The organism is Flavivirga amylovorans (assembly GCF_030540875.1).
In the GTDB taxonomy this organism is placed as follows: domain Bacteria; phylum Bacteroidota; class Bacteroidia; order Flavobacteriales; family Flavobacteriaceae; genus Flavivirga; species Flavivirga amylovorans.
Genome location: NZ_JAUOEM010000001.1, coordinates 1,192,905 through 1,206,518, shown reverse-complemented (window position 1 = coordinate 1,206,518; position 13,614 = coordinate 1,192,905). Strand labels below are relative to the sequence as shown.

General features: G+C 32.6%; 15 protein-coding genes. 6 read left to right on the top strand and 9 right to left on the bottom strand.

What is annotated here, in order from left to right:
• Positions 1 to 76: 76 nt before the first annotated feature.
• From Q4Q39_RS04870 to deoD, 6 genes are all read left to right on the top strand, one after another.
• On the top strand, positions 77 to 460 hold the full coding sequence (locus Q4Q39_RS04870; protein ID WP_303281252.1) for a hypothetical protein: 384 nt from the start codon (positions 77 to 79) through the stop codon (positions 458 to 460).
• 93 nt (positions 461 to 553) lie between these two features.
• Entirely contained in the window at positions 554 to 1,150 is a 597-nt protein-coding gene (locus tag Q4Q39_RS04865; RefSeq protein WP_303281251.1) for a TetR/AcrR family transcriptional regulator, read from the top strand.
• Between the two features lie 50 nt (positions 1,151 to 1,200).
• On the top strand, positions 1,201 to 1,695 hold the full coding sequence (locus Q4Q39_RS04860; RefSeq protein ID WP_303281250.1) for an acyl-CoA thioesterase: 495 nt from the start codon (positions 1,201 to 1,203) through the stop codon (positions 1,693 to 1,695).
• A 201-nt stretch (positions 1,696 to 1,896) separates the two neighbouring features.
• Positions 1,897 to 2,541: a deoxyribose-phosphate aldolase gene (deoC, locus tag Q4Q39_RS04855; RefSeq protein WP_303281249.1), complete on the top strand. Its 645-nt coding sequence runs from the start codon at positions 1,897 to 1,899 to the stop codon at positions 2,539 to 2,541.
• A 205-nt stretch (positions 2,542 to 2,746) separates the two neighbouring features.
• The gene (gene deoC, locus Q4Q39_RS04850; protein ID WP_303281248.1) at positions 2,747 to 3,412 is read left to right on the top strand and encodes a deoxyribose-phosphate aldolase; all 666 of its coding nucleotides are present in this window, start codon (positions 2,747 to 2,749) and stop codon (positions 3,410 to 3,412) included.
• A gap of 1 nt (position 3,413) precedes the next feature.
• Positions 3,414 to 4,112, top strand: a complete 699-nt coding sequence (deoD, locus tag Q4Q39_RS04845) for a purine-nucleoside phosphorylase (protein WP_303281247.1) — start codon at positions 3,414 to 3,416, stop codon at positions 4,110 to 4,112.
• A 54-nt stretch (positions 4,113 to 4,166) separates the two neighbouring features.
• Here the strand turns inward: deoD and Q4Q39_RS04840 are convergent, their stop codons facing one another.
• From Q4Q39_RS04840 to uxuA, 9 genes are all read right to left on the bottom strand, one after another.
• Positions 4,167 to 5,024 (bottom strand): 5-oxoprolinase subunit C family protein, encoded by an 858-nt coding sequence (locus tag Q4Q39_RS04840; RefSeq protein WP_303281246.1) that lies wholly within the window; start codon positions 5,022 to 5,024, stop codon positions 4,167 to 4,169.
• Positions 5,017 to 5,748 carry a 5-oxoprolinase subunit PxpB gene (pxpB, locus tag Q4Q39_RS04835; RefSeq protein WP_303281245.1) on the bottom strand — a complete coding sequence of 244 codons (732 nt, stop codon included), beginning with the start codon at positions 5,746 to 5,748 and terminating at the stop codon, positions 5,017 to 5,019. The genes Q4Q39_RS04840 and pxpB overlap by 8 nt, the downstream gene beginning before the upstream one ends.
• On the bottom strand, positions 5,745 to 6,485 hold the full coding sequence (gene pxpA / locus Q4Q39_RS04830; protein ID WP_303281244.1) for a 5-oxoprolinase subunit PxpA: 741 nt from the start codon (positions 6,483 to 6,485) through the stop codon (positions 5,745 to 5,747). The genes pxpB and pxpA overlap by 4 nt, the downstream gene beginning before the upstream one ends.
• Positions 6,485 to 7,714: an Nramp family divalent metal transporter gene (locus tag Q4Q39_RS04825; RefSeq protein ID WP_303281312.1), complete on the bottom strand. Its 1,230-nt coding sequence runs from the start codon at positions 7,712 to 7,714 to the stop codon at positions 6,485 to 6,487. Before Q4Q39_RS04825 ends, pxpA begins: the two co-directional genes overlap by 1 nt.
• Positions 7,715 to 8,237: 523 nt before the next feature.
• Positions 8,238 to 9,542, bottom strand: coding sequence for a TRAP transporter large permease (locus Q4Q39_RS04820; protein ID WP_303281243.1), 1,305 nt, complete (start codon positions 9,540 to 9,542; stop codon positions 8,238 to 8,240).
• 2 nt (positions 9,543 to 9,544) lie between these two features.
• Positions 9,545 to 10,036, bottom strand: a complete 492-nt coding sequence (locus Q4Q39_RS04815) for a TRAP transporter small permease (RefSeq protein WP_303281242.1) — start codon at positions 10,034 to 10,036, stop codon at positions 9,545 to 9,547.
• 2 nt (positions 10,037 to 10,038) lie between these two features.
• Entirely contained in the window at positions 10,039 to 11,013 is a 975-nt protein-coding gene (locus Q4Q39_RS04810; protein ID WP_303281241.1) for a TRAP transporter substrate-binding protein, read from the bottom strand.
• Positions 11,014 to 11,016: 3 nt separating this feature from the next.
• Positions 11,017 to 12,432, bottom strand: coding sequence for a glucuronate isomerase (gene uxaC, locus Q4Q39_RS04805; RefSeq protein WP_303281240.1), 1,416 nt, complete (start codon positions 12,430 to 12,432; stop codon positions 11,017 to 11,019).
• A complete protein-coding gene (gene uxuA / locus Q4Q39_RS04800) occupies positions 12,432 to 13,613 on the bottom strand; it encodes a mannonate dehydratase (protein WP_303281239.1) in 1,182 nt (393 codons plus the stop codon). Before uxuA ends, uxaC begins: the two co-directional genes overlap by 1 nt.
• Position 13,614 lies beyond the last annotated feature (1 nt).

Here is a 13,614-nt window from a genome sequence, read left to right as displayed (position 1 = left end):
TTATTAAAACTCACGTTGTTTTTTTTAATTGGGTATTTAACCGTATTTTGAACTCAAAATACTACAACCTATGGGAATGTTCCATTATTATGATATTGACCACGCTGAAATTTTTGTCTTTGATGATTTTCTTATAAAGCAGGTTAAAGAGGGCCATGTCATTGATCTAAAAGAAACAAAAGAATTGCAGGCCATTTTAAAAAAACACTTCAGCAAAAAGAATATGGCCTACATATCAAATCGAGTGACCTCTTTTTCTGTAAATCCATTGGTATACAAAGAAATTGAAAAAATATCAAACTTAGTTGCCATAGCAGTTATTCCCAGTAATCCTAAAATGCTTGCGAGCGCGCAATTCGAAAAAAAGTTTTATAATCGTCCTTTTGAAATTTTTGACAACTTAAGTGCTTCCATACTATGGGTATCAAAAATTATTCAGAATAAAAACAAAGACATGTAATAAGTTCATAGAACAGTACAAATCAACTTATTTATTCAATAGAGCTTACTAAAAATATACCAATTGGTATATTTTTAGTATATTTGAAAAATCATGACTACAAAAGCTGAACTCACATCACAATATATATTGGAAATAGTCGCTCCTATTTTCAATAAAAATGGCTATGCTGCAACTAGTTTGAGCGATGTAACCAATGCTACTGGTTTAACAAAAGGCGCCATATACGGTAATTTTAAAAATAAAGAGGATCTAGCCATAGCCGCTTTTAAATTTACCGTTAAAAACATGATGAAGCGAATTACTGATCATTTATCTAATAGTAATTCTCCTATTGAAAAATTATATCTCATTACCGATTTTTATAGAAATTATTACGATTACAGTAAAGAACTGGGCGGTTGTCCAATTTTAAATATTGGGGTCGATGCCAATAATCAAAATACGCTTTTACTACAAAAGGTAAAAGAAGTTATAGAACGTATACAAGATCAAGTAGCAACCTTAATCGAGGATGGTATTGAAGCTGGAGAAATCTCATCAGAAATAAATGCTTTGTATTTCGCTAAACGATTAGATACTATGATACAAGGCGCCATATTTATGACATATACCATGGAGGATGATTTTTATATTCAAGACACTATGGATCTGATAGACAATATGATAAAAAAAGAACTTAAAATATAATATATTTTTTAACCTAAAATATACCGATTGGTATATTAAATACATTACATATGAACCAATTATTAAAAATTTTACAGAGCAAAACAAAGATAAGATTTCAAGACTGCGATCCCTTCAATCATTTAAATAATGGGAGTTATATTAATTATTTTATGAATCATCGTGAGGATGTTCTCATTGAACATTATGATATCGATATATACAAAATGGCAAAACAACAAGGAAAAAGCTGGGTGTCAAGCAGTAATCAAATTGCTTACCTAAAACCCGCTTTTTTGATGGAAATAGTTGTTTTAGAATCTCAGTTAATACGTTTTACAGAAAGTGAGTTACATGTAGAAATGCGTATGTATAATGAAGATAAAAGTCATTTAAAAGCCATTATTTGGTGCGGTTTTGTTCATTTTAACCTATTAAAACAAAAACGAGACATTCATACTGAAGACTTAATGCAACTTTTTGAAAATATTAATAATCCAGTAAGTGCATTTACATTTGAAGAACGTCTTACACAAATGAAGCCTAATCTTATCAAAAATTCTTGAAATAAATTTTGATTACATTAATTTGTAAACAAATTAGTTAACTCTATGGTATGGTTATTGTTAATAAAAAATATGCTTTTATGTAAATTTTATATCATTATAAATACGTAAATTTGTCCTTGCGTGAGCCCCGAGATTTATCATAAACATAACATAATTCAAGTTTATCCCCTTAATAAACTCTAAAACCTACTAATAGTGATGGATATTCCCAAGTATATTGATTATACACTTTTAAACCCTACTTCAACAGAACGTAATATCATAGATTTATGTCATACAGCGAAAAGAAATGGTTTTTATTCTGTATGTGTTAGCAGTTCTTATGTTGCATTAGCTAAACAGTTACTAGAGAAAACAGATGTTAAAATTTGTTCGGTTATTGGGTTTCCTCTAGGGTCTATGGCTACAGCATCAAAAGTTTACGAAGCTAAACAAGCAATTGATGATGGCGCCGATGAAATCGATATGGTTATTAATCTTGGATTTCTTAAGAGTAAAAACTACGTATCTGTTTTTAAAGATATCAGTGACGTCAAACTCGCCATAGGAACCAAACCTTTAAAAGTTATTGTTGAAGTTTCCGAGTTAAATAAAAATGAAATTATAAAGGCCTGCGAGATTTCTCTAGATGCCAATATAGATTATATTAAAACATCTAGCGGATTTTCAAAAGGTGGAGCAACATTAACTGTCGTTAAAATTATAAAAAAGACAGTAAAAGATCGAATTAAAATATGTGCATCTGGAGATATTAAAGATGTTGAAACCGCAAAGAAATATATTGATATAGGTGTTAGCAGAATTAATGTTTCATCAGATTTTAAGATAAAACAAACTGTGTAAAAATAATTTGTAGTATGACTAATAAGAAAAGGCTTTTAAAGACGTATTGTTTTTAAAAGCCTTTTTTTATCAAACAAATTGTAAAAAGCAAAACTTCATCAAATCTTAAAAACTAATTAAGGGTATTGCTCGTAAATACATAAAGCATCCTACTTAATTTGAATAAACATTTGATTTAAAAATTAATATTAACTTTAACCTACTTATGAAACCTTTAAATAAATATATAGATCATACACTCTTAAAAGCAACAGCAACAATAAAGGATATTATTAAACTGTGCGAAGAAGCAAAAGAACACCAATTTTTCTCTGTTTGTGTAAATAGTTGCTATGTGACTTTAGCCAAAGAGGAACTACAAAACAGTGACGTTAAAATTTGTTCTGTTGTCGGTTTTCCTTTAGGAAATACCAGTACTAAAGCCAAAGTAACAGAAGCTACTTTAGCTTTAAAAGATGGAGCAGACGAGATTGATATGGTTATTAATATTGGTTTATTAAAAAGTAAAAATTTTGATGGTGTTTTAAAAGATATTGAGGCTGTGAAAAAATGCATGCCTAACAATACTTTAAAAGTTATTTTAGAAACATGCTACCTTCAGGAGTTAGAAATAACCAAAGCTAGTGAGTTAGCAATAAAAGCTGGTGCAGATTTTATAAAAACATCAACAGGTTTTGGAACTAGCGGAGCGACATTAAATGATGTAAAACTTATAAAAAATGCCTGCTTTAATTATACAAAAATTAAAGCTTCAGGAGGCATAAAAGATTACAAAACAGCCTTAAAATATATCAATTTAGGCGTTGACCGTTTAGGCACTTCATCTGGAATAAGCATACTAAAAGGCACACCTTCAAATTCAAACTATTAAAATGAGTTTACATATAGGAGCAAAAAAAGGAGATATTGCAGAAACCATATTACTTCCTGGAGATCCTTTAAGAGCAAAATGGATTGCAGAAACTTTTTTTGAAAACCCTGTATGTTTTAATAAAATAAGAAATATGTATGGCTATACCGGTACTTATAACGGTAAACGCATTTCTGTAATGGGAACGGGTATGGGCGTCCCTTCTACTTCTATTTATGCACATGAGCTTATTACAGAATATGGCGTAAAAAACTTAATACGTGTTGGTAGCGCTGGATCATACCAAAACCATGTAAAAATTAGAGATATTGTTTTAGCCATGGCTGCTTCTTCAAGTTCTGGTGTTAATAAATTACGCTTTGGAGGCGCAGATTATGCTCCCACTGCTAGTTTTTATCTGTTTCAGAAAGCATTAGGAGTTGCTAAAAGCAAAGGCATCCCTTTAAAAGCTGGAAATATTTTCACTTCTGATGAGTTTTATGAAGATGACTTCAATGCTTATAAAAAATGGTCTGAGTTTGGAATATTATGTGTAGAAATGGAAACAGCTGGTTTATATACTATAGCAGCAAAGCACCAAGTAAATGCTTTAACTATTTTAACCATTTCTGATTCTTTGGTGACAAAAGAAAGTATATCAAGTGAAGCAAGGGAAACTACTTTTAAAGAGATGATAGAAATAGCATTAGAACTCGCTTAACTTTATGGTATCTATTTCAGAAAACCTCCTACTTCAGAATATCACATTTGAAAATCATTCGGAATTGGTTGAACTCATGAACCGTATAGGATTTCCTGTAAATTTTTGTGATAAAATATTAATTGAAGTTTCTTTTAATTGTAAAACTCTTGGATATCCACCTGTAGTTTGACAATCTCTCATTAAAATAATAAGTTTCCCTGAAGGTGTTAATTGTACGGTTCCTGGCAAGACTGATGATGTAATGATGGGTTCTAAGTCATTCATTAAAGGTTCTTCTAATTGGTAAGCCATTCTATTATTTTCTTTTGAAATAGTAAAACCTTGTTCAAATAATGAATCTTGCTGCCCTTTTGAAAGCTTTTCAAATTCTGGCCCTCTAAAAACTTCAATGTACTCAGTAGTAAAATGAGTCTCCCTTATTTTAATAGTCGCATGTTTCCTAGCAAAATCTTTCAATGGCACATCAATTAATAACGTATCGTTTTTAAACAACATAGATTGTTTTGTCACACCTTGATACATACTATAACTATTCATAACGTTTTCAGTCTTAAAACCTCCTAAAACAGCTAAATAAGCCCTAAATCCCCAAACAAGATTGCCAAAAGATATGATATCTCCATTTTTTACTGAAATTGGCTTATTTAATTTTATTAAGGTGTCATTTATTTTTGGAGATATGTTTGCTCCAGACACACAAATACTAGTATCACAACCAAATTCAAGAGTTGGTCCAGTCATCGTTATTTCAAGAACTGCAGCATATTCATCATTTCCTAACAATACATTAGCAACTGATGCCGAATACATGTCCATAACTCCAGAATAAGGCACTCCATAGTCTTGGTATCCATGACGACCTAAATCTTGAATTGTAGAAAACAAGCCTGTTTTTAAAACCTTAACCATCAATTGTTTCGCTTTCTAATTGATAAACACCAGCCTCTACTAGCATCTTAATATCGTTATACTCTTTAAGAGATACTGGTTTAAAAACTATTTTATCCCCTGCATTCACAAAACATGGTAATTCCTTTTTTGGATTAAAAAATTCTAGAGGTGAATTACCTATAATATTCCACCCTCCAGGACTATCACTAGGATAAATACCAGTTTGCTCACCTCCTATAGCCACAGCACCTTTTAATATCCTTAGTCTAGGCGTTGATTTTCGTGGCGTATAAAGTTTTTCATTTAATCCTCCCAGATACATAAACCCCGGTAAAAAACCAATAAAATAAACGGTGTAAACAGTTTTAGAATGGAGTTTAATAATGGATTCTTTAGACATCCCTTTCTTAGAAGCAATCTCTACTAAATCAATAGCAAAAGTATCATCATAGCATACAGGTATTTTCCATTGTTTAGATGTAAACCCAGTTATACTTTTTTTTCGATGATATAACTTATCAAGTTCATTTACAGCATCTTCAATTAACACAACAGTATCATTATAAACAATTAATAATGAATTGTATGCAAATCTCAATTCAACTATATTTTTAACATGATTACTTTTAATTTTTTCTTTAAAAATGACGATATCTGAAAGGATATTTTCATCAATTACCGACGGCCATTCAATTAAAATAGATCGCTCACCAAAAGGCTTATATGTAAGCTTATAAATCATCTTATTTGAATGCCATGTTGCTTTAAACGAGTTCCTAAATTTTTAATCAAATTTACTGCATTAGGATTGTCTCCATGAATACAAAATGTTTGTGCTTTTATTCCAACTATTTTGCCCGTAATCGTTTTAACGCTTTGTTTTGAAATCATACGAAAAATATGATTAAATAATTCATCATCATCATGTATCGATGCTCCTATTTCTTTTCTTGAAACCAATGTTAAATCGTCATTATAATTTCTATCTGCAAAGGCTTCATAAATAATTGGAATGTTTTGAGATATGGCTATCTTTTCTATAACCGATTGATAGGGTACATAAAGTTTTATTGGTAATATGATGGTTTTCAATACTTCTATAATAACATTGGCTACCTTTTCATCAACTGCAGCTAAGTTATATAAAGCGCCATGTGGTTTTATATGATGTAAAACTCTATGTTCTTCACGAAGAATCGCTATTAAATCATCAACCTGCCCTTTTATACTTTTAAATAAAGCCGCACAAGGCATGTCCATATTTATACGACCAAAGTTTACCCTATCAGGAAACGACGGATGTGCTCCTATTTTTACACGATACTCCTTTGCTAGTTTAATAACCTGACGCATCGTATCTGTATCTCCTGCATGTCCTCCACAAGCAATATTACAAGAAGAAATGTATGGCATAAGTTCAGGCTCATTACCTACCCCTTCACCCACATCTACATTAATATCTATAGCATTTGGTATCACTAGAAAATATTTAAATGAAAAACTTTATTAAGCGTTGCTACAGATAGTAAAATACTAATTCCTAGAATTATAAATCCGAAAATATTCTGTTTAATAGTATTTTTATGTATTCCTAAAACGGATGTTTTATTCATGATCCAGATCAAAAAACCAGCAATTACAGGCAATAGAATACCATTAGCCACTTGAGCAAATTTAATAATGTCGATAGGTTTTATTGCTAAAGATGAAAACAAAACACCTAGTAACAAAATGAAGATCCATACACTTTTAAACTTTTTCGATTTTAAATTAGAATTCCAGCCTAAACAACCACTTGCAACATAAGCTGCTGCTAAAGGAGCGGTAATAGCACTGGTAATACCCGCTGCAAATAAACCAATAGCTAAAAAATATTTAGAAAAACTTCCGAATAAAGGTTCTAATCCTTTAGCTAAATCTGAAGCACTATTTATATCCTGAGACTGAATAGCTGCCGCAGATATAATAATACACATAGACACCAAACCTCCTAAAACAATAGCAATTACGGTATCTTTTCGAGCATATTTTAAATCACTGGTTTTATGCCACTTTTCTTTAACTAAAGACGCATGCAAAAACAAGTTATATGGAACAACGGTTGTTCCTATTAATCCAATAACAGTTAATATACTATCATTTGAAAATTTTGGAATTAAAAGACCTTTAAAAATTTCTGATATATTAGGCTTCGTCATAATAGCAGTAATCAAAAAAGCTAAGCTCATTAATATCACTAAACCAACTAATACTTTTTCAAGCAGTTTATAATTTCCTATATACAACAAAATAAAGGCTATTGCTCCTATAACAATACTTAAAGTATTAACAGGAAATCCAGCAATTTCTATATTTGGGTTTCCAACAATAGTCTCTAGTCCCAAAACACCTCCGCTAATATTGCCAGCTTCATAAGCAGCGTTACCAATAACGATAGCCGATAGTATTAATACAATGGTAAATCCTTTTAAAATAGGGTTTTTAATCTCTGTTCTGATAATCTCAGATAAGCCTTTCTGTGAAATAATACCTAAGCGTGCAGACATTTCCTGAAGAACTATGGTAGCTATTATAGACAACAACATAGCCCATAACAATGAATAACCAAAATTGACACCTGAAAGTGTGCAAACAGTTACTGTGCCTGGTCCAATAAATGCGGCTGCAACTAATGGCCCTGGTCCTATATTTTTAAAAAGTGTCTTCAAATTACTCAAAAATAAGAAATCTTATTCATTGAATTCATTATTTATTTAAGTAACGTCAGTTAGGCATATTAAAAACTGATAATCAAACACTTAAAAGACACCATAGAAGACATCATATCATTCCGAGGAATAAGGAGCCTGTCAGTCAATATCATTAAGTTAAGGAAATTTGTTCCCTTTTTGTCACATTGAGCGCAGTCGAAAGGCCAATAAAAACTAGAACTCCAATAGGTCTTCGACAAGCTATGCTTGCTACTTTCATAACAAAACATGTTTTGTTATTCAGTAATGCTCAGACTGACATCACAGCCTTAACTTAATGACATTGGCCTGCCAGCAGCCAGGGAATCCCATTATAATATGATGTCTCGAAAGTTTATCCTGAGTGCTTCGGCCACGATCTGTGACATGAAAAACTAGGTGATACAAGATATCTTCAACAAAGCTTACGTCGAAACTCGAGTTATTTCAATTTATTATTAATTGGTTATCGTTTTTTTGCATTGAATCTTATCTCACGAAATTATAATCCAAATAATCTTGGCAAAAACATAGAGATTTCTGGAATATAGCTTATCAGCATTAAAACAGTTATCATAATAGCCAAAAAGGGCAATAAGGGTTTTATAACTTGGGTGACCGAAACCTTGGCTATACCACTACCCACAAACAAAATAGTGCCAACAGGAGGCGTACATAAACCTATACACAGATTTAAAACGAGTACAATTCCAAAATGTACAGGATGCATTCCTAATGCTACCACCACAGGCAAGAAAATTGGTGTGAAAATTAAAACCGCTGGCGTCATGTCCATAAAAGTTCCAATAATTAACAATGTTAAATTAATAACCAAAAAAATCACAAATTTATTACTAAACTGTTCTAATAAGAAACCACTCATAAGTTCAGGAATACTTTCAAAAGAAAACAACCAAGACATCGCCATAGAGGTACAAATTAAAAACATAACGACTCCAGTTGTTCTAGCACTGGTCAATAATATATCTGGGAAATCTTTAATTTTCATATCTCCATAGATCAAAGCTAATATAGCTGCATATAATACGGCTATAGCTGATGCTTCTGTGGCTGTAAATATCCCTGCCACAATACCTCCTACCACAATAAACAATAATAATAAGCTAAAAAATGCTTTTCTAAAATGCGACCATATTTGAGATAAAGGCGCTCTTTTTCCTTTTTTAAATTTTCTTTTAATCGCCACATAAGCAATATATCCCATTAAGGCAACTCCTAATAAGATTCCAGGTAAATAACCTGCAATAAATAAAGCTGCTACCGAAGCTGTTCCGCCGCTGGCTAAAGCATAAACAATTAAAATATTACTTGGAGGGATTAACAATCCTGTAGTAGATGATGTGATATTTACAGAGGCGCTAAACTCTCTTGGATAACCTTCTTCTTCCATTCTATCTGTCATAATACTTCCTATAGCTGATGTTGCTGCAATAGCAGAACCAGAAATAGCACCAAAAAGCATAGAAGCCAAAACATTCACATAAGCCAATCCTCCTGGAAGACTAGCTACCAAAGATTTAGCAAAATTTATGAGCCGGTTTGCTATACCACCTCGTTTCATAATCTCTCCTGCCAATACAAAGAACGGAATGGCTAATAATGCAAAACTATCAATACCAGTAGTCATGCGTTGTGCTATGGTTGTTAACCCAGGTAACTTATCTATATTTAATAACAGACTAAGCGTTGTTGAGATACCTATAGAATATGCTACAGGTACTTTTAACATAAGTAAAACGAAAAAACTAACAAATAATACTAAGATACTTAAAACTTCAATACTCATAATTAGTCGGTTATTTGATTTTTATAAATTTTTGGTATGTGATATATAGAAAAACACATAATTAGGAAGCCACTAAATGGTAAAATAGCGTAAATATACCCCAATGGGATTCTTAAGGTTCCTGAAAGCTGTTCTAAATGTAGTGTCGTATAAACTAAATTCACGCCACCTATTACCATCACTATTAAAGCAAATAGAAAAATTAATATCTCGATAAGTATAGATACCTTTTTCTTTGTAGCATCAGAGAATTTTCGATACAGAAAATCCATTGATAGATGTTCCCTCCTAGCATTTAGATAAGCTGCTCCTAAAATGGATAGCCAGATTAAAGAGAATCGTGCTAGTTCTTCTGTCCATGAAAAAGACGTGTTTAAAATATACCTTGAGAAAACCTGCCAAAGGACATCCAATACTAAAAGTGCAAAAATAAATACTAAAAAAATTTCCATAAATCGGACAACTTTTTTAAAAACAATATCAGATAGTTTCATAATTATTCTGCTTTAATTTTATTTACTAATTCTGTCATTTCTGGGTGTTCCTTTACAAATTCTTCCAAAACTGATTTTGACTTTTCTGCAAATAATGCTTTTTCAGGAATAATAATTTCTACGCCAGCAGCTTTAGCGGTTTCCATAGAAGCTTTTACAGACTCATTCCAAAATATTTTCTGCGCTTGAGCAGATTCATCTGCCGCTTCCTGAACCCATAAGCGTTCCTGAGCAGATAGCTTTTCCCAGAATTTAGTGCCAATAAGTAAAACATCGGGTACAGATGAGTGCTGATCTAGCGTGTAATATTTACTAACCTCATAATGATTGGAAGATACAAACGACGGTGGATTATTTTCTGCACCATCTACTACCCCTTGCTGAATTGCAGTATATAATTCTCCATAAGCCATTGGAGTGGCAGAACCTCCCATAGCATTTACCATATTTATTGCCATTTGATTGTTCATAACGCGTATTTTTAGTCCCTTTAAATCATCTGGTGTTCTAATAGCTTTTGAGCTCGTATAAAAACTTCGACTCCCTGCATCATAATAACAGAGTCCACGTAACCAAAACTTACTCCCTTTCTCTAATATAGATTTACCAACTTCACCTTCTAAAACATTAAATTGATGTTCTTTACTTTTAAACAAATACGGAATCCCTAATACATGATATTCTGGAACAAAATTAGACATCGTAGCGGCACTTACTTTGGTTACGGCCACACTTCCAATTTGCAATAATTCTAAAACCTCTCTTTCGGAACCTAATTGTCCATCTGGAAATATTTTGATCTTCAAACTGCCTTTGGACTTTTTTTCTAAAGCTTCTTGAAATGTTAAGATCCCTTTATGAACAGGGTGGGTTTGAGGTAAAGTATGTGCTAAATAAAGCACCTTACTATCGGACTCCTGTTTACAAGAAACCAATCCGAAACATAGAATAACTAATAAAATGGCATAGTACCTCATAATTTATTGTTTAAATTCAAAATAATTTACTGCATTATTATAACAAATATCTTGTATTATTTTACCCAAGAAATCAATATCATTAGGAACCAATCCTTTTTGCACATCTTCGGCTATTAAATCACATAAGATACGTCTAAAATATTCATGCCTAGGGAATGATAAAAAACTACGGCTGTCTGTTAGCATACCAACAAAATGGGCTAACAAACCAATATTCGATAGCGTATTTAACTGTTTTTCTATACCATCTTTTTGATCTAAATACCACCAGCCGGATCCCCATTGCATCTTACCTGGTAATTCCCCTGTATTGAAATTACCCATCATACTGGCGAATACTTCATTATGTGCTGGATTTAGATTATAACTAATAGTCTTAGCTAATTTATTTTCATAATCTAACTGTCCAAAGAATTTTGACATCCCCTCAGCAAATGAATAATCTCCTATAGAATCACATCCAGCATCAGCACCACACTTTTCTGCCAGTCTTTTATTATTATTTCTAATAGGACCTAAGTGAAATTGCTGTGTCCATCCTTTTTCATGATATTTGCGAGATAAATAGAATAAAAGATAAGTTCTGTATTTTGCTACTTCAGTTTCCGTTAACTCAATGTTATTCAAAAATTTCTGAAAGATTTCAGTAACCTCGTCTTCTGTGTAATCCACAATATATAAAGGGCCTGTAATCCCATAATCAGATAATTTACAGCCATGCTCGTCAAAGAAATCGATTCTTGTATCAATAGCTTTAAATAAACTGTCAAGGCTATCAATAGAAAAACGAACACAAGCAGCTAGCTTATCTAAATAGGCTTTGTACGCAACAGCATTTTCAATAAAAAATAAATTATCTGGTCGGAATGTAGGCAATACTTTTGTATAAAAATTACCTTCTGCAATTTGCTTGTGATATTCCAAAGAATCCGTAGGATCATCCGTAGTGCAAACCAATTCTACTTTCATTTGCTCTAACAACTGTGCCGGTGTCTTTTTAGCCAGAATTGCATTTGTTTTCTCATAAATGGCATCAGCCGTATCGGGTTGTAGAATGGTATCTATATCAAAATAGCGCTTCAACTCTAATTGCGTCCAATGGAATAATGGGTTTCTTAAGGTATATGGAACCGTTTCGGCCCATTTTGTAAACTTATCTTTTAAGGAAGCAGAACCTGTAACAAAAGCTTCATCAATGCCATGAGCTCTCATCCCTCGCCATTTGTAGTGATCTTCACTTAACCAAGCTTTTGTAATATTCTCAACGGGTTTATTTTCAGCAATTTGTTTAGCTGATAAATGATTATGATAATCTACAATCGGCATATCTTTAGCATAATCATGATACAAGATTTCTGCTTCTTTAGATCGTAGTAAAAAATTATCTGTTATAAAGGCTTTTGAATTTGTCAACATCACAACCCTACACTTTTAGAAATTCCTAGTTCCAGTCCTCTTAATTCTGCCAATCCTCGTAAACGTCCGATTCCTGAATAGCCAGGATTTGTTTTTTTATGTAAGTCATCCAACATTTGATGACCGTGATCTGGGCGTACCGGAATCAAAGCATCTACTCTTCCAGCTTCTTTTCTTTTCGCTTCTTCAGCTATAACTTCTTTTACAATACTAAACATATCGACATCACCTTCTAAATGATTGGCTTCGTAAAAGTTTCCTTTTTCATCTCTTTTAGTACTTCTTAAATGTAAAAAGTGCACACGGTCTGCAAAACGTTTAAAAATTTGTACCAGATGATTATCTGCTCTCACGCCCAAAGATCCTGTGCAAAACGTAATACCATTAGATCTATGGGGTACTTGTTCAAATAGATAGGCATAATCTGCTTCGGTACTCACGACTCTCGGTAATCCTAAAATAGCATACGGTGGATCATCTGGATGAATGCACATCAAAACATTATTTTGAGCAGCTACTGGTATAATCTCTTTTAAGAAAGCTACCAGATTTTCTTTTAATTTCTGAGCATCAATATCTGCATAGGTATCTAAAATGGTTTGAAATTGCTCTAAAGTATACCCCTCCTCTGCTCCTGGTAAACCAGCAATGATATTGTTTACCAATGCTTTTTTTCCGTCTTCAGATAGCCCGTCTACGTATGCTTTAGCTTCAATTTTTTCAACATCAGAATATATCGCTTCTGCTCCTGGTCGTTTTAACAAATACAACTCAAAAGCAGCAAAAGCTACCACATCAAAACGTAATGCTTTGGAGCCATCGGCAACTTCATAATCAAGAGATGTTCGTGTCCAGTCTAAAACGGGCATAAAGTTGTAACAAACAATATTAATACCACAAGCCGCTAAATTTTCTATACTTTTCTTATAGTTTTCAATGTATGTATTGAAATTCCCTGAACGGGTTTTTATATTTTCATGTACAGGAATGCTTTCTACTACAGACCATTCTAAACCAGCAACTTCAATAAGTTGTTTTCTTTCTTTAATTGCCTCAACGGTCCAAACGTCTCCGTTTGGAATTTGGTGTAATGCCGAAACAACTCCTGTTGCACCTGCTTGTCTAATATCTGATAATTGTACAGGATCATTAGGTCCGTACCATCGCCATGTTTGTTTCATT

Bases quoted from the DNA above. Each gene is read 5' to 3' on its own strand.
- Q4Q39_RS04870 (WP_303281252.1), top strand. From the start codon at position 77: ATGTTCCATTATTATGATATTGACCACGCTGAAATTTTTGTCTTTGAT.
- Q4Q39_RS04865 (WP_303281251.1), top strand. From the start codon at position 554: ATGACTACAAAAGCTGAACTCACATCACAATATATATTGGAAATAGTC.
- Q4Q39_RS04860 (WP_303281250.1), top strand. From the start codon at position 1,201: ATGAACCAATTATTAAAAATTTTACAGAGCAAAACAAAGATAAGATTT.
- deoC (WP_303281249.1), top strand. From the start codon at position 1,897: ATGGATATTCCCAAGTATATTGATTATACACTTTTAAACCCTACTTCA.
- deoC (WP_303281248.1), top strand. From the start codon at position 2,747: ATGAAACCTTTAAATAAATATATAGATCATACACTCTTAAAAGCAACA.
- deoD (WP_303281247.1), top strand. From the start codon at position 3,414: ATGAGTTTACATATAGGAGCAAAAAAAGGAGATATTGCAGAAACCATA.
- Q4Q39_RS04840 (WP_303281246.1), bottom strand. From the start codon at position 5,024: ATGGTTAAGGTTTTAAAAACAGGCTTGTTTTCTACAATTCAAGATTTA.
- pxpB (WP_303281245.1), bottom strand. From the start codon at position 5,748: ATGATTTATAAGCTTACATATAAGCCTTTTGGTGAGCGATCTATTTTA.
- Q4Q39_RS04820 (WP_303281243.1), bottom strand. From the start codon at position 9,542: ATGAGTATTGAAGTTTTAAGTATCTTAGTATTATTTGTTAGTTTTTTC.
- Q4Q39_RS04815 (WP_303281242.1), bottom strand. From the start codon at position 10,036: ATGAAACTATCTGATATTGTTTTTAAAAAAGTTGTCCGATTTATGGAA.
- Q4Q39_RS04810 (WP_303281241.1), bottom strand. From the start codon at position 11,013: ATGAGGTACTATGCCATTTTATTAGTTATTCTATGTTTCGGATTGGTT.
- uxaC (WP_303281240.1), bottom strand. From the start codon at position 12,432: ATGTTGACAAATTCAAAAGCCTTTATAACAGATAATTTTTTACTACGA.
- uxuA (WP_303281239.1), bottom strand. From the start codon at position 13,613: ATGAAACAAACATGGCGATGGTACGGACCTAATGATCCTGTACAATTA.